The 22,983-nt window shown below is 72.2% G+C and carries 16 protein-coding genes and 1 tRNA gene; 14 read left to right on the forward strand and 3 right to left on the reverse strand.

The window, feature by feature from the left end:
• Nucleotides 1-7 precede the first annotated feature (7 nt).
• The 10 genes from ABZO31_RS18220 (at nucleotide 8) to ABZO31_RS18265 (ending at nucleotide 15,626) form a co-directional block, all read left to right on the forward strand.
• Nucleotides 8-466 carry an ATP-binding protein gene (locus ABZO31_RS18220; RefSeq protein WP_406862288.1) on the forward strand — a complete coding sequence of 153 codons (459 nt, stop codon included), beginning with the start codon at nucleotides 8-10 and terminating at the stop codon, nucleotides 464-466.
• Nucleotides 467-733: 267 nt separating this feature from the next.
• On the forward strand, nucleotides 734-3,130 hold the full coding sequence (locus ABZO31_RS18225) for a sodium-translocating pyrophosphatase (RefSeq protein WP_406862289.1): 2,397 nt from the start codon (nucleotides 734-736) through the stop codon (nucleotides 3,128-3,130).
• 163 nt (nucleotides 3,131-3,293) lie between these two features.
• On the forward strand, nucleotides 3,294-3,938 hold the full coding sequence (locus tag ABZO31_RS18230; RefSeq protein WP_406862290.1) for a small secreted protein: 645 nt from the start codon (nucleotides 3,294-3,296) through the stop codon (nucleotides 3,936-3,938).
• Between the two features lie 70 nt (nucleotides 3,939-4,008).
• Nucleotides 4,009-5,562 carry a DUF7059 domain-containing protein gene (locus ABZO31_RS18235; protein WP_406862291.1) on the forward strand — a complete coding sequence of 518 codons (1,554 nt, stop codon included), beginning with the start codon at nucleotides 4,009-4,011 and terminating at the stop codon, nucleotides 5,560-5,562.
• Between the two features lie 277 nt (nucleotides 5,563-5,839).
• Nucleotides 5,840-6,037 (forward strand): hypothetical protein, encoded by a 198-nt coding sequence (locus ABZO31_RS18240; RefSeq protein ID WP_406862292.1) that lies wholly within the window; start codon nucleotides 5,840-5,842, stop codon nucleotides 6,035-6,037.
• Nucleotides 6,038-6,360: 323 nt separating this feature from the next.
• Nucleotides 6,361-9,204: a type I DNA topoisomerase gene (gene topA, locus ABZO31_RS18245; RefSeq protein WP_406862293.1), complete on the forward strand. Its 2,844-nt coding sequence runs from the start codon at nucleotides 6,361-6,363 to the stop codon at nucleotides 9,202-9,204.
• A gap of 114 nt (nucleotides 9,205-9,318) precedes the next feature.
• The gene (tmk, locus tag ABZO31_RS18250) at nucleotides 9,319-12,501 is read left to right on the forward strand and encodes a dTMP kinase (RefSeq protein WP_406862294.1); all 3,183 of its coding nucleotides are present in this window, start codon (nucleotides 9,319-9,321) and stop codon (nucleotides 12,499-12,501) included.
• Between the two features lie 155 nt (nucleotides 12,502-12,656).
• Nucleotides 12,657-13,859 (forward strand): DNA polymerase III subunit delta', encoded by a 1,203-nt coding sequence (locus ABZO31_RS18255; RefSeq protein ID WP_406862295.1) that lies wholly within the window; start codon nucleotides 12,657-12,659, stop codon nucleotides 13,857-13,859.
• A gap of 72 nt (nucleotides 13,860-13,931) precedes the next feature.
• On the forward strand, nucleotides 13,932-15,467 hold the full coding sequence (locus ABZO31_RS18260) for an alpha/beta hydrolase (RefSeq protein WP_406862296.1): 1,536 nt from the start codon (nucleotides 13,932-13,934) through the stop codon (nucleotides 15,465-15,467).
• Nucleotides 15,468-15,552: 85 nt separating this feature from the next.
• A tRNA-Thr gene (locus ABZO31_RS18265) sits at nucleotides 15,553-15,626 on the forward strand.
• A 66-nt stretch (nucleotides 15,627-15,692) separates the two neighbouring features.
• Here ABZO31_RS18265 and ABZO31_RS18270 read toward each other — a convergent pair.
• Nucleotides 15,693-16,157: a hypothetical protein gene (locus tag ABZO31_RS18270; protein WP_406862297.1), complete on the reverse strand. Its 465-nt coding sequence runs from the start codon at nucleotides 16,155-16,157 to the stop codon at nucleotides 15,693-15,695.
• Nucleotides 16,158-16,206: 49 nt separating this feature from the next.
• On the opposite strand from ABZO31_RS18270, the gene ABZO31_RS18275 reads away from it, so the two are divergent.
• From ABZO31_RS18275 to ABZO31_RS18290, 4 genes are all read left to right on the forward strand, one after another.
• Entirely contained in the window at nucleotides 16,207-17,601 is a 1,395-nt protein-coding gene (locus tag ABZO31_RS18275) for a PQQ-binding-like beta-propeller repeat protein (protein ID WP_406862298.1), read from the forward strand.
• A 260-nt stretch (nucleotides 17,602-17,861) separates the two neighbouring features.
• Nucleotides 17,862-18,494 (forward strand): hypothetical protein, encoded by a 633-nt coding sequence (locus ABZO31_RS18280; protein WP_406862299.1) that lies wholly within the window; start codon nucleotides 17,862-17,864, stop codon nucleotides 18,492-18,494.
• Nucleotides 18,495-18,697: 203 nt separating this feature from the next.
• Nucleotides 18,698-20,242 (forward strand): hypothetical protein, encoded by a 1,545-nt coding sequence (locus ABZO31_RS18285; protein ID WP_406862300.1) that lies wholly within the window; start codon nucleotides 18,698-18,700, stop codon nucleotides 20,240-20,242.
• A 176-nt stretch (nucleotides 20,243-20,418) separates the two neighbouring features.
• A complete protein-coding gene (locus ABZO31_RS18290) occupies nucleotides 20,419-21,714 on the forward strand; it encodes an MFS transporter (protein ID WP_406862301.1) in 1,296 nt (431 codons plus the stop codon).
• Here ABZO31_RS18290 and ABZO31_RS18295 read toward each other — a convergent pair.
• Together ABZO31_RS18295 and ABZO31_RS18300 are read right to left on the reverse strand one after the other, a co-directional pair.
• Nucleotides 21,659-22,483, reverse strand: coding sequence for a sigma factor-like helix-turn-helix DNA-binding protein (locus tag ABZO31_RS18295; protein ID WP_406862302.1), 825 nt, complete (start codon nucleotides 22,481-22,483; stop codon nucleotides 21,659-21,661). The two genes, ABZO31_RS18290 and ABZO31_RS18295, sit on opposite strands and share 56 nt — an antisense overlap.
• A gap of 18 nt (nucleotides 22,484-22,501) precedes the next feature.
• Nucleotides 22,502-22,903, reverse strand: a complete 402-nt coding sequence (locus tag ABZO31_RS18300; RefSeq protein ID WP_406862303.1) for a DUF6479 family protein — start codon at nucleotides 22,901-22,903, stop codon at nucleotides 22,502-22,504.
• Between the last annotated feature and the right edge of the window lie 80 nt (nucleotides 22,904-22,983).

Here is a 22,983-nt window from a genome sequence, read left to right on the forward strand (position 1 = left end):
GGACTGCATGGCCACCGTTGAACTCCGCTTCAGCGCCCAGCCCGAGCACGTCCGCACCGCCCGTCTGGTGGCGGCCGCGGTGGCGCGCCGGGCCGGGGTCGACGAGGCGGTCCTCGACGAGGTCAGGCTCGCCGTCGGTGAGGCGTGCTCGCGCGCCGTCGGGCTGCACCGCAGCAACGGTGTGGCCGCTCCGATCCGCGTGGTGCTGACCGAGGAGGAGAAGTCGTTCTCCATCGAGGTCGGCGACGAGGTGCCGGGCGCGGGTGTCGCCGCCGCTGACGCGGCGGGGGTGCCCGGGGCCCGGGGCTCCGCTCCGGCGGAGGAATTCGACGACGCCGACGGCGAGGACTCGATGGGTCTCGCCGTGATCAGCGGACTCGTCGACGACGTCGAGGTGCGCGCGGGCGAACACGGCGGGGTCATCCGGATGAGCTGGCCGACGAACCCGGCGATCGCGATGCCCTGACCCGACCCGCCGCGAGGATCCGAGAACGGAAGATCCGAGAACCGAAGATCAGAAAACTGAAGATCAGAATGAAAAGAGGCCCTGCTCCGGCGGGGCCTCTTTTCATTTCTCCGGATTTTCGATCAAGCGTCAATGCTTCAGCCCCATTACTACTTTTGATGGGGAAGTGCAGGTAGCGACCGATGAGATTTGCGGCGCCCTGTTTTGATCGGGTTCCGCTCCCTACAATCCGTCCACATCTTGAGCTCTGAACGTCAAGGAGGACGAATGGCGGGGCTCTTCAATCCACAACTGATCGACCACCACTCCTCTCTCGCCGCGGCGGTACTCACGGACGAGAACCGGACCATTGTGATCGTCATCGCGGTCGTCGCGCTGGCGGCCCTCTTCGTCGCCCAGCTACTGGTGCGCCAGGTGCTGGCGGCGGGCGAGGGCACCGACGCGATGAAAAAGATCGCGGGGGCGGTGCAGGAAGGTGCGAACGCCTATCTGGCACGGCAGCTGCGCACTCTCGGGATCTTCGCCGTCGTGGTGTTCTTCCTGCTGATGCTGCTGCCGGCCGACACCTGGTCACAGCGACTGGGCCGTTCTCTCTTCTTCCTGGTGGGTGCGCTTTTCTCGGCGGCCACCGGATACATCGGCATGCGCCTCGCCGTACGGGCGAATGTGCGTGTGGCCGCGGCCGCCCGTGAGGCGACTCCGGCGGAGGACGGACCGGAAAAGGATCTGACCGCGGTCGCCCACAAGGCGATGAAGATCGCTTTTCGAACCGGCGGAGTCGTCGGCATGTTCACCGTCGGCCTCGGCCTGCTCGGCGCGTCCTGCGTCGTCCTGGTCTACGCGGCCGACGCACCCAAGGTCCTGGAGGGCTTCGGCCTCGGCGCCGCGCTGATCGCGATGTTCATGCGTGTCGGCGGCGGCATCTTCACCAAGGCCGCGGACGTCGGCGCCGACCTCGTCGGCAAGGTCGAGCAGGGCATCCCCGAGGACGACCCGCGCAACGCGGCGACGATCGCCGACAACGTGGGCGACAACGTCGGCGACTGCGCGGGCATGGCCGCCGACCTCTTCGAGTCGTACGCCGTGACGCTCGTCGCCGCGCTCATCCTCGGCAAGGCCGCCTTCGGCGACCTCGGCCTGGCCTTCCCCCTGATCGTCCCGGCGATCGGCGTGGTCACCGCGATGATCGGCATCTTCGCGGTCGCCCCGCGGCGCGCCGACCGCAGCGGCATGTCCGCGATCAACCGCGGCTTCTTCATCTCCGCGGTGATCTCGCTCGTCCTCGTCGCCGCGGCGGTCTTCGCCTACCTGCCGTCCTCGTACGCGGACCTCAAGGGCGTCACCGAGGAGAGCGTGCTCGCCCACGGCGGCGACCCGCGGATCCTCGCCCTGGTGGCGGTCGCCATCGGCATCGTCCTGGCGGCACTGATCCAGCAGCTCACCGGCTACTTCACCGAGACCACCCGGCGCCCGGTCAAGGACATCGGCAAGTCCTCGCTCACCGGCCCCGCCACCGTGGTCCTGGCCGGCATCTCCATCGGCCTGGAGTCCGCCGTCTACACCGCGCTGCTGATCGGCCTCGCCGTCTACGGGGCGTTCCTGCTCGGCGGGGCGTCGATCATGCTCGCGCTGTTCGCGGTGGCGCTGGCCGGCACCGGCCTGCTCACCACGGTCGGCGTCATCGTCGCCATGGACACCTTCGGCCCGGTCTCCGACAACGCCCAGGGCATCGCCGAGATGTCCGGCGACGTCGAGGGCGCCGGCGCGCAGGTCCTCACCGACCTCGACGCCGTCGGCAACACGACCAAGGCCATCACCAAGGGCATCGCCATCGCCACCGCCGTCCTGGCGGCGGCCGCGCTCTTCGGCTCGTACCGGGACGCGATCGCCTCCGCGGTCTCCGACGTCGGTGCGAAGGCCACCGACATGAACCTGTCGATGGACATCTCCCAGCCCAACAACCTGGTGGGCCTGGTCCTCGGCGCCGCGGTGGTGTTCCTCTTCTCCGGTCTGGCGATCAACGCGGTCTCGCGGTCCGCCGGCGCGGTGGTCTTCGAGGTGCGCCGCCAGTTCCGCGAGCACCCCGGGATCATGGACTACAGCGAGAAGCCGGAGTACGGGCGCGTCGTCGACATCTGCACCAAGGACGCGCTGCGCGAGCTCGCCACGCCCGGCCTGCTCGCCGTGCTGGCCCCGATCGTGGTCGGTTTCACTCTCGGCGTCGGCGCCCTCGGCTCGTACCTCGCGGGCGCGATCGGCACCGGCACCCTGATGGCCGTCTTCCTCGCCAACTCCGGAGGCGCCTGGGACAACGCCAAGAAGCTGGTCGAGGACGGTCACCACGGCGGCAAGGGCAGCGACGCCCATGCCGCGACCGTGATCGGCGACACGGTCGGCGACCCGTTCAAGGACACCGCGGGCCCGGCCATCAACCCGCTGCTGAAGGTGATGAACCTGGTCGCCCTGCTGATCGCGCCCGCCGTGGTGCAGTTCAGCTACGGCGACGACGCCAGCCCGGGACTCCGGGCGTTGATCGCCGTGGTCGCGGCCGTGGTCATCGTCGGTGCGGTGTACGTCTCCAAGCGCCGCAGCGTCGTCATGGGTGACGAGGACAACACCGCCGAACGCAGCGCCACCACCGCCGATCCTGCGGTGGTGTCGTAACACCTGGTCAGACAGTGGGCGGACGGCGCGTTCTGACGCACCGTCCGCCCACTCGCGTCTGGTGCAAATGGCTGCAATGGGGCAGGGATCGGTCGCACGAAAGGTGGATGTCGCCCGATCGGCGTGTATGTTCCGGGGCCGAGAGCCTTGGAAGGGACCGATCGTGAACAAGAAGCTTGCGGCCGCGCTGTCCGGTGGTGCGGTACTGATGCTGGCGCTGTCGGGCTGCAGCGACGACGGCAACGACGACAAGGTGAACGCCTGGGCCAAGACGGTCTGTGACCAGGCGAAGCCGCAGTTGCAGAAGCGTGCCGACGCCCAGCAGGTCATCATCTCGACCGCGGCGGACGGCAAGCCCGCCGACATCCAGGCCGCCGACTCCAAGGCCTTCCAGGACATCGCCAATGCCGACCGGGCGCTGGCCAAGGCCGTTCAGGACGCCGGCGCGCCGCCCGTCGAGAACGGCGAGAAGCTGCAGGCCGACGCGGTGAAGGAGCTCAACAGCACCGCCGTCGCGTACGAGAACCTGAAGAAGCAGGTCGACGCGCTCGACCCGAACAACCAGCAGAAGTTCGCGGACGGTCTGCAGGGCGTCGCCGACGGCCTGAAGAAGATCGAGAAGATGGACCAGGACGCGCTGGCCAAGCTGCAGTCCGGCGAGCTCGGCACGGCCATGGCCAAGCAGCCCGGCTGCCAGAAGGTGACGCCGTCCGCCGCACCGAGCCCGGCCGGTACCGCGGCCGCCAAGCCCGGCACGCCGGCGTCCCCGTCCGCCTCCGCGTCGCCTTCGGCGAAGCCGAAGTCGTAACCCGCTCCGTTCCGCTGTGCCACCGGCGGTCCCGCGTGGCGGGATTGTCGGTGGCGGCGGTCACAATGGGGTGGTGAGTACGACCAGCCAGATCTCCGGTCCGTTCCCCGGCCTCCCGACGCCCGAGCGGGCCGGCCGCCTCCGCGACACGCTGCTCGCGGCCGACTTCACCGCCGACGGCCTGCTCGACCTGCTCGGCGCCCCCGCCTACGCCGCACTGGCGCGCAGCGAGACCGTGCCCGCGCTGCGCGCCACCCGGGACGGCAGCCCGCTGGAGACCCTCGTCCGGCTCTTCCTGCTGCAGCGGTCCGTCCCCGCCGGACGGGCCGCCGCCGCGCTTCCGCTGGAGGAGGCGCTGGCCGACGGCTGGCTGGTGCGCGCCGCCGGGGCCGACGGCGAGGAGGTCGCCGCCGCCGTCGACGTACGGCCGTACGGCGGCCCCGACGGGCAGGACTGGTTCATCGTCTCCGACCTCGGCTGCGCCGTCGGCGGAGCCGGAGGCATCGGTAAGAAGGACGAAGGGGTCGTGCTCGGCGTCGGCGGCGCGTCCACCACGCTCGCCGGCATCACCGTCCGTACGCCGGTCGCCTCCGCGCTCGACGTCGGCACCGGCTCCGGGATCCAGGCGCTGCACGCCGCCCTGCACGCCACCCGGCTCACCGCCACCGACCTCAACCCCCGCGCCCTGGGCTTCACCCGGCTGACCCTGGCGCTGTCCGGCGTGCACGAGGCGACGCTGCTCGAGGGCTCCCTCTTCGAGCCGGTCGACGGCGAGACCTTCGACCTGATCGTGTCCAACCCCCCGTTCGTCATCTCTCCCGGTGCCCGCCTCACCTACCGGGACGGCGGAATGGGCGGCGACGACCTGTGCCGCACGCTCGTCCAGCAGTCCGGGGCCCGGCTCAACGACGGCGGGTACGCGCAGTTCCTCGCCAACTGGCAGCACGTCGAGGGCGAGCAGTGGCAGGACCGGCTGCGGTCCTGGGTGCCGCGCGGCTGCGACGCCTGGATCGTGCAGCGCGAGGTGCAGGACATCACCCAGTACGCGGAGCTGTGGCTGCGCGACAGCGGCGACCACCGCGAGGACCCGGAGGCGTACGCCCTGCGGTACGAGGGCTGGCTCGACGAGTTCGAGGCCCGCGGCACCAAGGCGGTCGGCTTCGGCTGGATCACGCTGCGCAGATCGGCGGCCGTGGAAGCCGGCGAGGCCGAGCCGTCGATCGTCATCGAGGAGTGGCCGCACCCGGTGGAGCAGCCGCTCGGCGACGTGGTCGACGCCCACTTCGCCCGCCAGGACTACCTGCGCACCCACGACGACGCGGCGCTGCTCGCCGACGCGTTCCGTCTCGCGCCCGAGGTGGTGCAGGAGCAGGTCGGACTGCCCGGCGCGGAGGACCCGGAGCACGTGGTCCTGCGGCAGAACCGCGGGATGCGGCGGGCCACCCGGGTCGACCACGTCGGGGCCGGGTTCGCCGGGGTGTGCGACGGCACGCTCAGCGCGGGCCGGATCCTGGACGCGATCGGGCAGCTGACCGGCGAGGACCCGGTGATGCTGCGGGACCGCACGCCGCAGGCGATCCGGCTGCTGGTGGAGGAGGGCTTCCTGGAGCCGGCGCGAGCCTGACCGGCCCACGGCCGCGCGAGCCTGACCGGCCCACGGCCCGCGGGAGCCGGAACGTCGCCGCGGCCCGCGGGAGCCCGACCCGCCCGCGGCCCGCCCGCCGATCGGGTCGTCCGACCTGACGACGCCCGGATGGTTGCGTCCAGTACCGGCCATCTTCGTGAACTCGTCGGGGCGGGCCCGCGCCGTTCACCCGGAATTCGCACCCACGACGTCCTGAGGTGCCAGCCTCGGCCTCCGGGACAACCCGGTGGACACGGGAACGGAACGGGGTACGGGCATGGAGAGCGGGCCTGCGATCTTCGCCGGAACGGCGTTCGCGCTGTTCGGAGCGGCACTGCTGGTCTGGACGGGGGCACGCCTGCTGCACCGCGCGCCGGTCGCCCACGGAGTCGGCCCCGTCGCGGCCGTGACGCTCTCCGCCCTCTCCGGCGTGATCTTCCTCGCTCTCGGGATGTGGTGCTTCGGCCGCCTCTGACGGAAGCGGAACGGATCCGAACGGGAAAGCGAACCGGAAACCGGACCGGGGTCCAACCGGAACCGAACCGGAGGAACCGGACGCGCACCCTCCGACCGGGGGGTCGAACAAGATCCGCTCGATGTCACGCAGGGTCCGGGCGGCAGGAATGCCCGGAGTCGGGTTACCGTTCGAGTGGCCGTTGCGGGCTTTTGCCGTTTGACACGGGTGCGGGTTGTACCGTCACACTCCGCAGCGACAGCAGGTGCCACGCCGCGGCCACGCAGGCGCCACGCACCCTGCGCCGTACGTTCACCGAGCGTCGACCCGAGAGAAGAGCGAAGTTGTCCCCGACCAGCGAGACCGCACAGGGCGGCCGCCGACTCGTCATCGTCGAGTCGCCTGCCAAGGCGAAGACGATCAAGGGCTACCTCGGCCCCGGCTATGTCGTCGAGGCAAGCGTCGGGCACATCCGCGACCTCCCCAACGGCGCCGCCGAGGTGCCGGAGAAGTACACCGGCGAGGTGCGCCGGCTCGGCGTGGACGTCGAGCACGACTTCCAGCCCATCTACGTCGTCAACGCGGACAAGAAGGCGCAGGTCAGGAAGCTCAAGGAGCAGCTCGCCGAGTCCGACGAGCTCTACCTCGCCACCGATGAGGACCGCGAGGGCGAGGCCATCGCGTGGCACCTCCTCGAGGTCCTGAAGCCCAAGGTCCCCGTCCACCGGATGGTCTTCCACGAGATCACCAAGGACGCGATCCAGGACGCCGTGCGCAACCCGCGCGAGCTCAACAAGCGCATGGTCGACGCCCAGGAGACCCGCCGCATCCTCGACCGGCTCTACGGCTACGAGGTCTCGCCGGTCCTGTGGAAGAAGGTCATGCCCCGGCTGTCCGCCGGCCGCGTGCAGTCCGTCGCGACCCGCCTCGTCGTCGAGCGCGAGCGCGAGCGCAGGGCCTTCCGCTCCGCCGCGTACTGGGACCTCACCGGCACCTTCGCCACCGGCCGCACCGGCGACTCCTCCGACCCGTCGTCGCTGGTCGCACGGCTGAACACGGTCGACGGCAAGCGCGTCGCGCAGGGCCGCGACTTCGGTTCCGACGGTCAGTTGAAGACGCCCGGCCAGGTGCTGCAGCTCGACGAGGCGAACGCCCGCGCGCTGGCGACCGCCCTCGCCGACTCCGCGTTCGCGGTCCGCTCGGTCGAGTCCAAGCCGTACCGCCGCTCGCCGTACGCCCCGTTCCGCACCACGACCCTTCAGCAGGAGGCCTCGCGCAAGCTGGGCTTCGGCGCGAAGGCGACGATGCAGGTGGCGCAGAAGCTGTACGAGAACGGCTTCATCACCTATATGCGTACCGACTCCACGACGCTGTCGGACACCGCCGTCGCCGCCGCCCGGGCGCAGGTCACCCAGCTGTACGGCGCCGACTACCTGCCGGAGAAGCCGCGCCTGTACGCCGGCAAGGTCAAGAACGCGCAGGAGGCGCACGAGGCGATCCGCCCGTCCGGCGACCGCTTCCGCACCCCGGCGGAGACCGGCCTGACCGGCGACCAGTTCCGCCTCTACGAGCTGATCTGGAAGCGGACCGTCGCCTCCCAGATGAAGGACGCGACCGGTAACTCCGTCACCGTGAAGATCGGCGGCGTCTCGGCCGACGGCCGGGACGTCGAGTTCTCCGCGTCCGGCAAGACGATCACCTTCCACGGCTTCATGAAGGCCTATGTGGAGGGCGCCGACGACCCGAACGCCGAGCTCGACGACCGCGAGCGCCGGCTGCCGCAGGTCGCCGAGGGCGACGCGCTGCGCGCCGAGGAGATCACCCCGGAGGGCCACGCCACCAAGCCGCCGGCCCGCTACACCGAGGCCACGCTGGTCAAGGAGCTGGAGGAGCGGGAGATCGGCCGCCCGTCGACGTACGCGTCGATCATCGGCACGATCCTCGACCGCGGCTACGTCTTCAAGAAGGGCACGGCGCTCGTGCCGTCCTTCCTGAGCTTCGCCGTGGTGAACCTGCTGGAGAAGCACTTCGGCCGGCTCGTCGACTACGACTTCACCGCCAAGATGGAGGACGACCTCGACCGCATCGCCCGCGGCGAGGCCCAGTCGGTGCCGTGGCTGAAGCGTTTCTACTTCGGCGAGGGCGACGCCGCCGCCGGTGCGGCCTCGGAGGCCGGCAACGGTGACGGCGACCACCTCGGCGGTCTGAAGGAGCTGGTGACCGACCTGGGCGCGATCGACGCCCGGGAGATCTCCTCGTTCCCCGTCGGCAACGGGATCGTGCTGCGCGTCGGCCGCTTCGGCCCGTACATCGAGCGCGGCGAGAAGGACGCGGAGGGCCACCAGCGCGCCGACGTGCCGGACGACCTCGCTCCGGACGAGCTGACCGTCGAGTACGCCGAGGAGCTCCTGGCCGCGCCGAGCGGTGACTACGAGCTGGGCGCGGACCCCGTCAGCGGCAACCAGATCGTCGCGAAGAACGGCCGCTACGGCCCGTACGTCACGGAGATCCTGCCCGAGGGCACCCCGAAGACCGGCAAGAACGCGGTGAAGCCGCGGACCGCCTCGCTTTTCAAGACGATGTCCCTGGACACGGTGAGGCTGGAGGACGCGCTGCGGCTCATGTCGCTGCCGCGCGTCGTGGGCGCCGACGCCGAGGGCGTGGAGATCACCGCGCAGAACGGCCGCTACGGCCCGTACCTGAAGAAGGGCACCGACTCGCGGTCGCTGACCAGCGAGGACCAGCTCTTCTCGATCACGCTGGAAGAGGCGCTGGCGATCTACGCCCAGCCCAAGCAGCGCGGCCGGGCCGCGGCCAAGCCGCCGCTGAAGGAGCTGGGCACGGACCCGGTCAGCGAGCGTCCGGTCGTGGTCAAGGACGGCCGGTTCGGCCCGTACGTGACGGACGGCGAGACCAACGCCACGCTGCGGACCGGCGACTCGGTGGAGGACATCACGCCGGAGCGCGGCTACGAGCTGCTCGCCGAGAAGCGGGCCAAGGGGCCGGCGAAGAAGACGGCCAAGAAGGCCCCGGCGAAGAAGACCGCCGCCAAGAAGACGGCCGCGAAGAAGACCACGACGGCCAAGAAGACCGCCGCGAAGAAGACGACGACGGCGGCCAAGAAGACGACGGCGAAGAAGACGACCGCCAAGAAGACGGCGGCCGCGAAGGCGTCGACGGACGAGTAGGCAGCCGAGCCCCCTGCCTGCCCCGCGCCCCCTGTGCCTGCCCCGCACCTGCGGGGCAGGCAAATGTTCGGGTGCGGAACCCGGGGAGCAGGGCGCTCCGGATAGGCTGGGCGGATGACGCGAGCCGAGCAGCCAGACTTCGACGCCGCACTCGTCGCGGACTCCCGGGAACGAGCGGTACGGGCGCTGCTGCGCCATCAGCCCCTCCGCCGGCTGTGGAGCGCGCAGCTCGTCGGCGGGACGGCCGACGCCCTCGCCCTCCTCGTCACCGTGCTGCTGGTCCTCCAGGCGACCGCCGCCGAGGGCGCGTTCGGCGGCGGGTACCGCGGTCTCGCCTTCGGCGTCGCCGCCGTGCTCGGGGCGCGGCTCGCGGCGACGGTGCTGTTCGGAGCCGTACTCCTCGGTCCGCTCACGGCACTGACCCGGTCCGGAGGCCCGCTCGACCGCCGCTGGACCATGATCGTCGCGGACGGGCTGCGGCTCGCGCTGCTCGTCGTCGCGCCGCTGTGGATGGACTGGGTGCCCGACCGCGCCGTCTGGTTCCTGCTCGGCACCGTCTTCGCGCTCGGTCTCTGCGAGCGCCTGTGGACCGTCGCCAAGGAGAGCGTCGCGCCCGCGCTGCTGCCCGCGCCGCCGCTGGAGGGCGCGGCCGTCCGGCCGCTGCCGGACCACCTCGACGCGCTGCGCCGGCTCTCGCTCCGTACGACCTTCCTCGCCGTCCCCGCCGGGGCGGCCGCGCTGCTCGTCGCCACCCTGATCGGCAACCTGCTCGGCACCGGCATCGACTGGTTCTCGCAGCACCAGGCCGCGCTCGGCTCGTACCTCGCCGCCGGGCTCTTCTCCGCCTCGCTGTCCGTCCTGTACTTCGTCGAGCTGCCCGACGCGCAGACGCCGCGGCCGCGCTCCCCGCTGGAGGGCCTGCGCCGCCCCAGCACCGGCGACGGCCCCGAGCGGGGCCGCACGGGCGCGATCCCGCTGCTCGTCCTCGCCTGCGCGACCGTCGCCGGAGCGATCGCCTCCGCCGTGGCCGTCGCCGCCCTGCACGCCTTCGACCTCGACGGCGGCCCCGTCACGTACGCGCTGCTGGTCCTCGCCCTGACCGGCGGCGTCGGTGTCGGCATCCGCACCGCCCCGTCCGTGCTCACGGTCCTGTCGCGCCGCCGGCTGCTGGCCCTCGCGATCGCGCTGACGGGTGTGGCGCTGCTGGCGATGGGCCTGGTCCCGGACACCGCGACCGTCCTCGGTCTCGCCCTGCTCGCCGGGTACGCGGCCGGCGTCGCCGCGAACAGCGGGCACACCCTGATCGACCAGGAGACCGAGGAGTTCCGGCGGGCCCGGGTCACCGAGCACCTGCAGGCCGTCGTCCGGGTCGCCGTCGCGCTCGGCGCGCTCGCCGCCCCGCTGCTCGCGGCCGCGATCGGCCCGCACGTCCTGGCCTCCGGCGACTTCGTCTTCGCGCACGGCGGCGCGGCCTTCACGCTGATGCTGGTCGGCGCGCTGCTGCTGCCCGTCGCCGTGATCGTCCTCGCCAAGACCGATGACCGCGCCGGTGTCCCGCTCCGCCGCGACCTGCGCGACGCGCTGCGCGGCGCCGACCCGGTCCAGGCCCCGGCCCCGACCGGCTTCTTCATCGCCCTGGAGGGCGGCGACGGCGCGGGCAAGTCCACGCAGGTCGAGGCGCTCGCGGAGTGGATCCGCGCCAAGGGCCACGAGGTCGTCGTCACCCGCGAGCCCGGTGCCACCCCGATCGGCAAGCGGCTCCGCTCGATCCTGCTCGACGTCTCCAGCGCCGGGCTGTCGCACCGCGCCGAGGCGCTGCTGTACGCGGCGGACCGCGCCGAGCACGTCGACTCGCTGGTCAAGCCCGCCCTGGAGCGCGGCGCGATCGTGATCTCCGACCGGTACATCGACTCGTCCGTCGCCTACCAGGGCGCCGGCCGCGACCTGTCCCCGACCGAGGTCGCACGCATCAACCGCTGGGCCACCGGCGGTCTCGTCCCGCACCTCACGGTGCTGCTCGACGTCTCCCCGGAGACCGCGCGGGAACGGTTCACCGAGGCCCCGGACCGGCTCGAGTCCGAGCCGCCGGAGTTCCACGCCCGCGTCCGCGCCGGGTTCCTGGCCCTCGCGGCCGCCGACCCCGCCCGGTACCTCGTCGTCGACGCCGGCCAGGAGCCGGAGTCCGTCAGCACCGTCGTACGCCACCGGCTCGACCAGATGCTGCCGCTGTCCGAGGCCGAGGTGAAGGCCCAGGAGGAGGCGCGGCGCAAGGCCGAGGAGGACGCCCGCCGCAGGGCCGAGGAGGAGGCCGCGCGCAAGGCGGAGGAGGAGCGGCTGGAGCGCGAGCGCCAGGAACAGCTCGCCAAGCTGCGCGCCGAGGAGGAGGCCCGCCGCAAGGCCGAGGAGGAAGAGGCACGCCGCCTGGAGGCCGAACGCCAGGCGGAGGAGGCCCGGCAGCGTGCCGAGGAGGCGCGGAAGGCCGCCGAGGAGGAGCGCCGTCGGCGCGAGGCCGAGGAGAAGGCCCTCCGGGAGGAGCAGGAGCGGCTGCGTAAGCAGGCCGAGGAGGAGGCCCGGCTGCGGGCCGAGGCCGAGGCACGGCGGCTGGAGAAGCAGCGCAAGGCCGAGGACGCGCTGCGCCGCGCCGAGGAGGCGCGCCGGGCGGCCGAGGCGGAGGCCGCGGCGAAGGCGGCCCGGGAGAAGGCCGAGGCGGAGGCCGCTCAGGCTGCTGCTCAGGCCGCCGCGAAGGCTCAGGCGGAGGCGTCCGCGAAGGCCGCCGCGAAGGCGCGCGCCGAGGCGGAGGCGGCGGCGACCGTGTCCGCGAACGAGGTGACCGTCGAGACCCCGGTCGTCTCCCCGAACGAGATCACCGTGCCGACCCCGGTCGTCCAGCCGGACGACGTGACGCAGACCGTCCCGACCCCGGTGGTGAAGCCGGAGGAGGAGACCCGGGCCCTGCCTCAGGTGCCGGCGGCGGATGAGACGGCGGTCCTTCCGCCGGTCCGCGACCCGCGCGTCGCCGACGGGACCGCCGTGCTGCCGACCGTACGGGACGACGCCCCGGCCGACCGTGTGCCGCAGGGCTTCTTCCGCGACGAGGAGGGCGGGCAGGGCGCCCGGCCCGAGCCGCCCGCCGAGAACGACCGCACCGCCGAACTGCCGCAGCTGGACGAACAGGGCCGCCCGCGCCGCCGCTCCGACTGGGCGGAGGAGACCCCGCTCGACGACCTCCCGAGCCTCGCCGACGAACTCCTCGGCCCGCACGACGACGAGGAGGGCGGCCGCAGGCGCCGCCGCTGAGCCGTACCGCCCGTACCGACGGTCCGCCCGTACCGTACGGACCGGCCGCGCCCCGCTCGGGGCGCGGCCGGTCTGCGTTGTCGGCGATGTCGGCGTTGTCACAGGGGTGCCCCACAATGGAGGGCGTACCTGAGGTCTGAGGAGGCGGGGCGGACATGGCCGTGTGGGACGACCTGGTCGGACAGGAGCGGTTGGAGGAGCAGCTGGCCGCGGCCGCGCGCGACGCCGACGCGCTCGTGACCGCGCAGGCCGCCGGCGAGCCCGGTCCCGAGGCGTCCAAGATGACGCACGCCTGGCTGTTCACCGGTCCGCCCGGCTCGGGGCGGGCGACGGCCGCGCGGGCGTTCGCCGCGGCGCTGCAGTGCGTCAGCCCGGACCGGGCGCTGGGCGGGGCGCCGGGGTGCGGCTTCTGCGACGGCTGCCACACCGCCCTGGTCGGTACCCACGCCGACGTGGAGGTCGTCCGTACCGACCTGCTCTCGATCGGTGTGAAGGAGACCCGCGACCTCGTCCGCCGGGCCCAGCTCTCCCCGGCCGTCGGCCGCTGGCAGGTCATCGTCCTGGAGGACGCGGACCGGCTCACCGAGGGCGCGGGCAACGTGCTCCTGAAGGCCGTCGAGGAGCCCGCGCCGCGCACGGTCTGGCTGCTGTGCGCGCCGTCCTTGGAGGACGTGCTGCCGACGATCAGGTCCCGCTGCCGGCACGTCTCGCTCCGTACGCCGCCGGTCGCGGCCGTCGCCGACGTGCTCGTACGGCGCGACGGCATCGAGCCGGAGGCCGCGCACGCGGCGGCCCGCGCCACCCAGGGCCACATCGACCGGGCGCGCCGGCTGGCCACCGACGAGCGGGCACGGGCGCGCCGGGCGACGGTCCTGAAGCTGCCGCTGCGCGTCGCGGACGTCGGGGGCGGGCTGCGCGCCGCGCAGGAGCTGATCGACGCGGCGGCGGAGGACGCGGCGCAGGTCGCGGAGGAGATCGACGCCAAGGAGACCGAGGAGCTGAAGGCGGCGCTGGGCGCGGCCCAGGGCGGCCGGATGCCGCGCGGCACGGCGGGCGTGATGAAGGAGCTGGAGGAGAAGCAGAAGCGGCGAAGAACGCGGACCCAGCGCGACAGCCTCGACCTCGCCCTCACCGACCTGACCGGCTTCTACCGCGACGTGCTCGCCCTCCAGCTGGGCGCGCGCACGCCGATCGCCAACGAGGACGTACGGGACGCGATCGACCGGATGGCCCGCGACACCACCGCGGAGCGGACCCTGCGCCGCATCGAGGCGGTCCTGGCCTGCCGCGAGGCCCTGGACAGCAATGTGGCGCCGCTGCTGGCGGTGGAGGCGATGACGATGGAGCTGCGCGCCTGAGGCGTACGTGCCCGAGGGGGCGGATGGGTCCCGATTGGACACGTTGTGTACCGTCCCCGATACGCTCCGGGCATGATGTCCAGCCGTCTGCTCCGCAAGCCCGCCCTCGCCCTGGCCGCCGCCGGGCTCGTCGCCTCGGGCTGTACGGCGTCCGGCGGCGCGGCCGAGCCGCTCTCGGGCGCTCCGTCGCCGTCCGGGACGGCCGGTCTGGAGCCGTACTACGCGCAGAAGCTGAGCTGGCGGGCCTGCGGGGTGCCGGACTTCGAGTGCGCCACGCTGCGGGCGCCGCTGGACTACGCGAAGCCGGACGCCGGCGACGTGAAGCTGGCCGTCTCCCGGGTCCGGGCGACCGGCCCCGGCAAGCGGCTCGGTTCGCTGCTGGTCAACCCGGGCGGGCCCGGCGGTTCCGCGGTCGGCTACCTCCAGGGGTACGCGGGCATCGGCTACCCGGCGCCGGTGCGGGCGCGGTACGACATGGTGGCCGTCGATCCGCGGGGCGTTGCGCGCAGCGAGCCGGTGGTGTGCCTGACCGGGCCGCAGATGGACACGTACACGCGGGTCGACGCGACACCGGACGACGCCCGGGAGTCGGCGGCGCTGGCGGCCTCGTTCCGTACGTTCGCGAGCGGCTGCGAGCAGCGGGCCGGGAAGGTGCTGTCGCACGTCTCCACCGTGGAGGCGGCGCGCGACATGGACATCCTGCGGGCCGTCCTCGGCGACGAGCGGCTGACGTACGTGGGCGCGTCGTACGGGACATTCCTCGGCGCGACGTACGCGGAACTGTTCCCGAAGCGGACCGGCCGACTGGTCCTCGACGGGGCCATGGACCCGTCGCTGCCCGCGGAGTCCCTGAACCGGGACCAGACGGCCGGTTTCGAGACGGCGTTCCGGGCGTTCGCGGCGGACTGCGTGAAGACCGCCGACTGCCCGCTGGGCACCACGTCCCCGCAGGCGGCCGCCGTCCGGATGCGCGCCTTCTTCGGCGAGCTCGACAGGAAGCCGGTGCCGACGGACGAGGGCCGCGAGCTGAGCGAGTCGCTGGCCACGACCGGGGTGATCGCGGCGATGTACGACGAGGCCGCCTGGCCCCAGTTGCGCGAGGCGCTCACCCGGGCGATGGGCGGCGAGGGCTCCGGGCTGCTCGCGCTGGCCGACAGCTACTACGAGCGCGAGCCGGACGGCACGTACTCCAACCTGATGTACGCCAACGCGGCCGTGAACTGCCTGGACCTCCCGCCGGCCTTCGCCGGCCCGGGGGAGGCGGAGAAGGCGGTGCCGTCCTTCGAGAAGGCCTCCCCGGTCTTCGGCCGGGGCCTCGCCTGGTCGGCCCTGAACTGCACGTACTGGCCCACGCCCGCCACCGGCCGCCCCCACCGCATCACCGCCGAGGGCGCGCCCCCGCTCCTGGTCGTCGGTACCACCCGCGACCCGGCCACCCCCTACAAGTGGGCCCGCTCCCTCGCCGCCCAGCTCTCCTCCGGCGTCCTCCTCACCTACGACGGCGACGGCCACACCGCCTACGGCCGCGGCAGCGACTGCATCGACACGGCGATCAACACGTACCTCCTGGAAGGCACGCCTCCGACCGAAGGAAAGCGCTGCTCATGAGCCCTGCCCGGCCGTGGTCGGAGCACCCCGATTAACTGTGTAGACTTGGCGACGCTGCTGCACCCACCATGGGAACGCACGGCATGCCGCCTTAGCTCAGTTGGCCAGAGCAACGCACTCGTAATGCGTAGGTCTCGGGTTCGAATCCCGAAGGCGGCTCCGCTGAACCCCAGGTCACCTTTCCCGTGACCTGGGGTTTTTCGTATGTCGCCCGTACGCGGGTGCTCAGCGGCGGCTCTCCAGGAGCCGGTCCAGTACGAGCGCCAGCGTGGCCCCGAGCAGGACCGCGGCGACCATCATCGAGCCGACCTCCGCGCCGAGGTCGCCCCAGCCGTTGATCAGCGACAGGACCAGGGTGAAGGCCGGGACCCCCAGGACCGCCGTGAGATGGCGGGGGAGGGAGTCGCGGTGCGGCTCGCGGTGGACACGGGCGGCGGCCAGGGCGCAGGCGGTCATCGTCAGCACGTTGGGGAGGTAGACGAGGGCGACCCGCCAGCCGAAGGAGTAGAGGCGGGAGTCGAAGACACCCTGGACCGCGTAGCCCACCGCGAAGTTCAGCAGCGTCAGGACGACGAAGCCGGCAGCCCATGAGCGGACCAGCGGGAAGAACCAGTTGGGGCGTGCCTGGAATCCTCGTAAGGGCGTCCGATGCGCTGACGACCAGGCATGGTTGCTGCGCGTGCCGTACATCTTGTACCTCTCTTTCCTCGGGCCGCACACGCTATCGAAGGGTGGAGCGATGAACGCACGGCGTCACGCCGGACAGCGAGCGCAGGAGACGCGGCACGTCGGCCGTCGGGCGGTGCTCGGGGCCGGGGTCGTGGGCGTCGGTGCCTTCGCGGCGTGGAGGGTCTTCGGCAGCGAGGAGGAGGCGGGCATTCCGGCGCCGCCCGAGCGGCAGCCCGCCTGGACGTACGCGATGAACGGGGCTGCCAAGGGGGTGACTTGGCTGAGCAGCGCGGGCAGCACCCTCTACGTCACGTCCGAAACCCCGCTGTCCGTGCACGCGGTGGACGGGGGCAGCGGACGCGGGCGGTGGGTGGCCGAGGTGGCCGGCGGCGAGCCGGTGAAGGCGGCGCTCGGGCAGGTCACCGTCGCCGGCGGGACCGTCTACGTCGCGGCCAGGGGCGGGTACGTCCACGCCCTCGCGGACGAGGACGGCAGCCGGCGCTGGGCGAGTGCGCCGCAGGGCGGTGGCGAACCCGCCGCGCCCGTGGTGATCGGCTCCACGGTGTGTGCGCTGATGAGGACGGAGAAGGTGGCGGACACCGGCGGTTCCAGCGAGACCCTGGTCGAGGGTGTGCTGTGCGGGCTGGACGCGGGCACGGGGCGGGTCAAGTGGCGGACCGAGGGGAACCGGCTGGTGCTCGGGGACCCGTCCCACGGGCAGGTGATCGCGGAGACCCGGGACGGCGAGCGGATCGTCGCGCTCGACGCCGATTCGGGGCGCGAGCGCTGGTCGCTGCCGAAGCAGGACAGCGTCGTCGTGCCGGCGACGGGGGCGAAGCTGATGTACGCGACCGGGGCGGGGAAGGCCAACGAGCTGGCCGCGTACGACCTTTCCACCGGGAGGCCGCGCTGGAAGTCCCCCGCGCCTCCGAAGGAACGCGCGGACGGTCCGGGCGCGCACGTCACCCTCTCCGCCGACGGGCGTACGGTCTACGCCTGCGGGGGCGGGGACGGGGGGGTGTACTCCTACGACGCCGCGACGGGCGACCGGCGCTGGCGCGCCACGGTCGACGCGCCGGTGAACCCCGAGGTCACGCCGGGCGGGTCCGCCGTCTTTCTGGTGACGAGCGACGCGTACCAGGGCGCGCATTCCCTCGACTCCGGCTTCCGGAACCCCTTCTCCGACGGGGCGACGGAGCCCGACGGCTATGTCGTCGCACGCGCCGCGTCCGACGGGAAGCAGCTGTGGCGCACCCCGTCCGAAACCTGCACCTCCGCAGCGGCGTTGGCGGGCAGCGGGGCCGTACTGGTGGGGCACGACGCGGAGTTGTGGGCCTATGACGCCCGTACGGGGGCGGCGCGCTGGCGCGTGAAGGGCGAGGCCGATGCGGAGCGAGTCCCGCTGGTCGTCGGCGGCAGGCTCTACGCGCTCACGGATGCGGGAGTCGTCGCGGTCCCTGTGTGAGGCGGCATCGCAGGGGCCGGGTCCGGGGCCGGGTCCGGGGCAGGGCCCGGGGCAGGGGCAGGGGCAGGCGCGGGTGTGGGCGGGGGCGCGGACGCCGGCGGTAAGTCCCCTTGGCATGTTGCGAATTGGGCCCGTGGGCCCATGCGCCGAACTGGCGTTCCCTCATAGGATTCTCGAACACCAACTGCCCCGTGGGGCCCAGCAGTCCCAGGAGTCACACCCCTCGCACTGAGCACGGCCGTACGGAAGGAGCCACGAGCATGGAGCACCGCGGACCGGCGGACGGAGCGGCGCGGAGGCGCGTACGCGGACTCCGGCGGAGTGCCGGGGCGAGGCGCGCCACGGCGATGGGCGGTGCGGCGGTCGCGGCGATGCTGCTGGTCGGCTGCGGGGGCGGTGGCACGGCGGCCGAGGCGGTTCCGGAGGGGTACGAGCGTCTCAAGACGCCCCACATCACGGTGGACTTCCCCACGGAATGGGAGGTCCAGTCGGAGGCGGAGCGGCCTGAGGCCGCCGACGGGGCGGCCGTGCTGGAGCAGGGCGGACGCCAGCTCGCGAAGATCTCGGTCGTGCTCACGTACGACGACACCCGTGATGCGGAGAAGGCGGCGGCCTCGGCCCTCGGCGACCACGAACTGCGTGCGCAGATCAAGGGGTTCGAGGACTTCACGGTCGGCGGCGCGGACGACGGTCAGCGGATCGACTACGCCTTCAAGTCCGACGGCACCGGGTCGACCCCTCCCCGGGGGGAGCTGGTCAACGGCGTCGACGTGGTGGGCACGGACAGCCGGGGCGAGACCTTTCTGGTGCGGATCAACGCCGCCGCGTCCGCTCTGAGCGCCGACGAGCTGGAGAAGGTCGCCGAGAGCGTCCAGGTCGTCGAGTCCGACTGAGACCGGCGTTCCACGCGCGCGTCGCGGACCCGTGAGGGTGGTGATCCTGGCGTGCGCGCTGACGTGCACACATCAACACCGTGGGAGTTCCGCGGGGGAGAGGGGCAGGGGGAATGGCACCCTTAGAAGGGTCGAGGTCGGATACGGGCAGGCTGCCGGCCGACGCCGGACAAGGCGCACTCGACTACTTAGGCGTCGTCGTCGTGGCGGCCGCCGTCCTCACGGGCATGCTGGCCACCGACATGGGGGGCCACATCTCGGCGGTCTTCCGGGCCCAGGTGTGCAAGCTGACCGGCGGAACGAACTGCGACATCGTCTCCATCAGCGCCCAGGACCCGAACGCGCAGGACAGGGACAAGAGTTACCGGCCGGTGCTGTGCAACACGAAGAACGAGCAGACCGACTCCGGGCAGGAGGTCAAGGTCGCCGTCGTCAAGCTGGGCAGCAAGTTCACCATGAAGCGCGAAGAGTTCACCGACACGTCGGAGAAGCTCCCGGACGGTTCGAAGGGCACCGGGAAGCGCATCATGATCACCGTTCAGGGGAGCGGTGAGGCCGGTCTCGAGACCGGGCTCAAGGCGAAGCTCGGGGAGAACAAGGCGAAGGTCCTCGACCTCGGCGCCGGGGTTGAGGTGAAGGACGGGGACACCTGGGTCTTCTCCGACCCGAAGAAGGCGGACGAGTTCCAGAAGCGGGTCAAGGACCTGCAGGACTCCGCGCCGAAGGAACTCGGGAAGGGGTTCCTGCGGGTCTTCGGGGTCGACGTCGACGAGGACGAGCGGAAGAACTTCAGCAAGGACTACAAGGACAACCACATCACCACCCAGGAGACCAAGGTCAAGGGGAAGGCGGAACTCGGGCTCGAGGGCGAGACCAAGACCAGCGCCTACGGGATCTCGGGAGCCGTCGACGCGAGCGGCATGAAGCGCACCCAGATCAACAACTGGCTGCGGCCGCCGGTCATCTCCACCACCCGCGACTTCGAGGTCAGTGCCAAGGGGAAGAACAGCTGGGGCGCGAAGGACGGTCCCGCCAAGTCCAAGCGCGAGGCCGGCGCGGGGTTCAACGGCGCCATCACGGTCACGCGGTACTCCGAGGGCCCGAACAAGGGGAAGCTGGCCCGGATCGACGTGGTCAGCACGGTCACCAAGGAGGGCAGCGCCGCCACCAACGTCGATGCGTCGAAGGAGGCCAAGCCCGGTACGGGCAAGCACCGGAAGGGCAAGCACCGCAAGGACGCCAACCCCAAGGGCACCGGCAAGGCCGGGAACAAGAACGGCCTCAAGTCGGTGGAGACCACCACCACGACGCTCGCCTTCCCTCCGGAGACGGAGATCACGCCCGAGCAGCGTGAGCAGCGGGAGATGGTGGAGAAGGCCATCGGCGAAGGCAACAACAACATCGTCGGCGACTCCGAGGGCAAGCCGAACGTGGACGGCCAGACCCTGACGGGCATGATGACCGACACCCCGCCCGCGACCTCGCCAGACAAGGCGGGAACGCCGCTCAGCGAGAGCAAGAACCCGTACGCCCGTCTCCTGCACGACTCCGCCATCAGCACGAAGACGGTCCACACGGTGGACGCCAACAGCCAGGAGGGCGGCTTCGAACTGAAGGCCGGCCTCTCGCTCGGCTACACCACGAAGCACGAGTCGGAGACCGCGACCCTGGAGAAGGCCGAGTTCCTCGGCGCCCCGTCGGCCAAGGACGGAACCCGCTCCTTCATGCCCATCGAGGCGTGCAGCTAGGGGTTTGCGGACCCGCGACCCGCTCCCTCCTCACTTCGGCACATGGTGGCGGAGGAGGAGGGAGCGGTTGTCGGGTGGATCTCTACAAGGGGCGGCTCTTGGGTTTAGATCTGCTTAAGTGATTCGCCAGGATTATTTGATTGTGCTGTTGATTCATCTGCGGCAGCGTCAGAAGCATGCGTGGTGACTCTCCTTGGCGGGTGGCTGACTTCCGGGCGCTGTTCTCGGCGGCGGTGCTCGGCAACCTCGGGACCAATGTCGGGTACGTCGCGATGCCGCTGGTCGCCGTGGCCTCGTTGGGGGCCGGGCCCGGGGAGGCCGGGGGGCTGGCGGCGCTGAGCACCGTGGCGTTCCTGCTGATCGGGCTGCCTGCGGGGGCCTGGGTGGATCGGGTGCGGCAGCGGCGGGTGCTGGTGGTCGCCGAGGCGGTGCGGGGCGTGCTCTTCGCGTCCGTGCCGTGTGCCTGGTGGCTGGGGGTGCTCACGCTCGAGCAGCTGTATGTGGTCGTGTTTCTCAACGGGTGCGCGACCGTGTTCTTCGATGTCACCTCGCAGAGTGTGCTGCCCAGACTTGTAGGGCGGGACGGGCTGGTGGCCGCCAACTCCGCCATGGTCGGGCTCCAGGCCGTCGGGAACGTCGCCGGTCGCGGGGCGGGCGGGATGCTCGTGCTGTGGTTCACCGCGCCCCTCGCCCTCGTCTGGACCGCGGTGAGTCATGTCGGGTCCGCGATCCGGCTGACCGGGGTGCGGCACGACCGTGCGGTGCCGGCGGTCGCGTCGGCGTCGGGGAAGGCGGGCGCCGGACTTCGGGAGCAGATCGCCGAAGGGGTGCGGCATGTGCTGGGGAACGGCGAGCTGCGCGCGCTCGTCCTGTCCGCCGCCCTGGTCAATTTCGGCATTCAGGTCGTCAACACGATGCTTCCGGTGCTTTTCGTGCGCGAGTCGGGGTTGTCCGCCGGGGTTCTCGGGGGGTTCTGGGCGATCGGCGGGGTGGGGATCCTGCTCGGGTCCCGGTGTGCCGGGTGGTTCGCCGCGCGGCTCGGGTACGGGCGGAGCCTGGTCGCCCTCGGGCTCTGTCTGGCGCCCGCCGCGCTGCTCGTCCCGCTGATCGGGCCCGGTGGGTGGCTGTGGGTCGCGGGTGCGGGGTGGCTGCTCGCGTTGTTCAAGGTGGGGGCGGACAACGTCGTCGGGGTCAGCCTGCGGCAGCGGATGACCCCTGACGATCTGCTGGGGCGGATGAACGCCACGTTCCGGTTCCTGCTGACCGGGGCGATGGCCGTGGGCGCCGCCGTGTCCGGGGTGCTGGGCGAGGTCTTCGGGCTGCGCGTCGCCCTGTGGGTCGGCGGATGCGTGATGGCCGCCTCGTTCCTGCCGGTCCTCCTGTCGCCCCTGCGGACCCGGCGGGAGCTGCCCGGCGTCACGGTCCGTGCGGGCTCAGGCTCACTCGGGCCAGATGCGGCGCGTCCGCGATGACGTCGACCGCCGTGATCCGGCCGTCCAGGACCGTGAACGCCAGGACCGTACGCGGCGGTCCCTCCGCGGGCCACACCAGGCCCGCGACGCCGTCGACCAGCACCGGCGTCCCCGTCGCCGCCCGCTCGGCGACGGCCCGCGCGACCGGCCGCGCGCCGTGGGCCGTGCTCGTCTCGTCGGTGCGCAGCACCGCGTCCTCGTCCAGGAGGGCCGCCATCGCCTCCGCGTCGCCGCCCCGTGCGGCCGCCGCGAACGCCGACACGACCTCCCGCTGCTGCTCGGGGTCGGGTTCCGGCAGGTCGTCCAGGCCCTGAGTACGGCGGCGGGCCCGGGCGGCGAGCTGGCGGGTGGCCGCCGGGGTGCGGCCGACGAGCGGCGCGATCTCGTCGATGGGTACGGAGAACAGGTCGTGCAGGACGAACGCGAGCCGTTCGGCCGGCGTGAGCGTGTCCAGGGCCGCCGTGTCCGTGAGCAGCGCCCGTTCCTCCTCGTCGGCGGGGGCTTCCGCGCCCGGCGGCTCACGGCCCGGCGGCCGGGCGTGCAGCAGGTCGAGCGACACCCGGCCGACGGCGACGGTCAGCCACCGGCCCGGGTCCCCGACGACCCCGGCGGCCCCGTCACCCGTACGGTCCAGGCGCCGCCTGGTCTCGCGTACCGCCTCGTCCGCCTCGGCGAACGAGCCCAGCATCCGGTACGCGACCGCACGCAACCGGGGGCCGTACTCCTCGAACAGCGCGGGCAGGACCGCGACGGTCTCCTGCGACGACATGGCGCGTTCCGGCGCCGCTCAGTCGCCGTGGCCGGGGCCGCCGCTGCCGAATCCGCCGCTGGAGATGCCGCCCCAGCGCCGCTTCTCCTCGCTCGGCGGCTCGGGTGACGTCTCGGTGCCGGACGTGCCCGAGTCGTTGAGCTGGTAGGGCATGAGCCGGTGCTCCCCGTCCGTCTGCGGCATCACCGCAGGCCGGCGGTACTCGCTCATCTCACCGGGCAGCTGGTCGGTCTCGGGCCGGTGCGGCTGTTCCTCCGGCTTCGGGGTCCGGGACTCGCGGTTCCGGAGGTACCGCCCCCAGGCGAAGGCGGCGAGCAGGAGGAGGACGAGGATCAGACCGCCCAGGACCTGGCCCAGTCCCGACTGCCAGACCCCGGCCAGCGACGTCATGTCTGCGGAGTGCAGGGCAAATGCGTTCATACCCGAACAAATACCCGGTCGGGGCTCGTGTCAGTCCTGTTCGCGGCCCCGACGGGAATCCGTGTGAAACATTCCGGGCG

The sequence above is a fragment of the Streptomyces solicamelliae genome (assembly GCF_045348655.1).
Classification (GTDB): Bacteria; Actinomycetota; Actinomycetes; order Streptomycetales; family Streptomycetaceae; genus Streptomyces; species Streptomyces solicamelliae.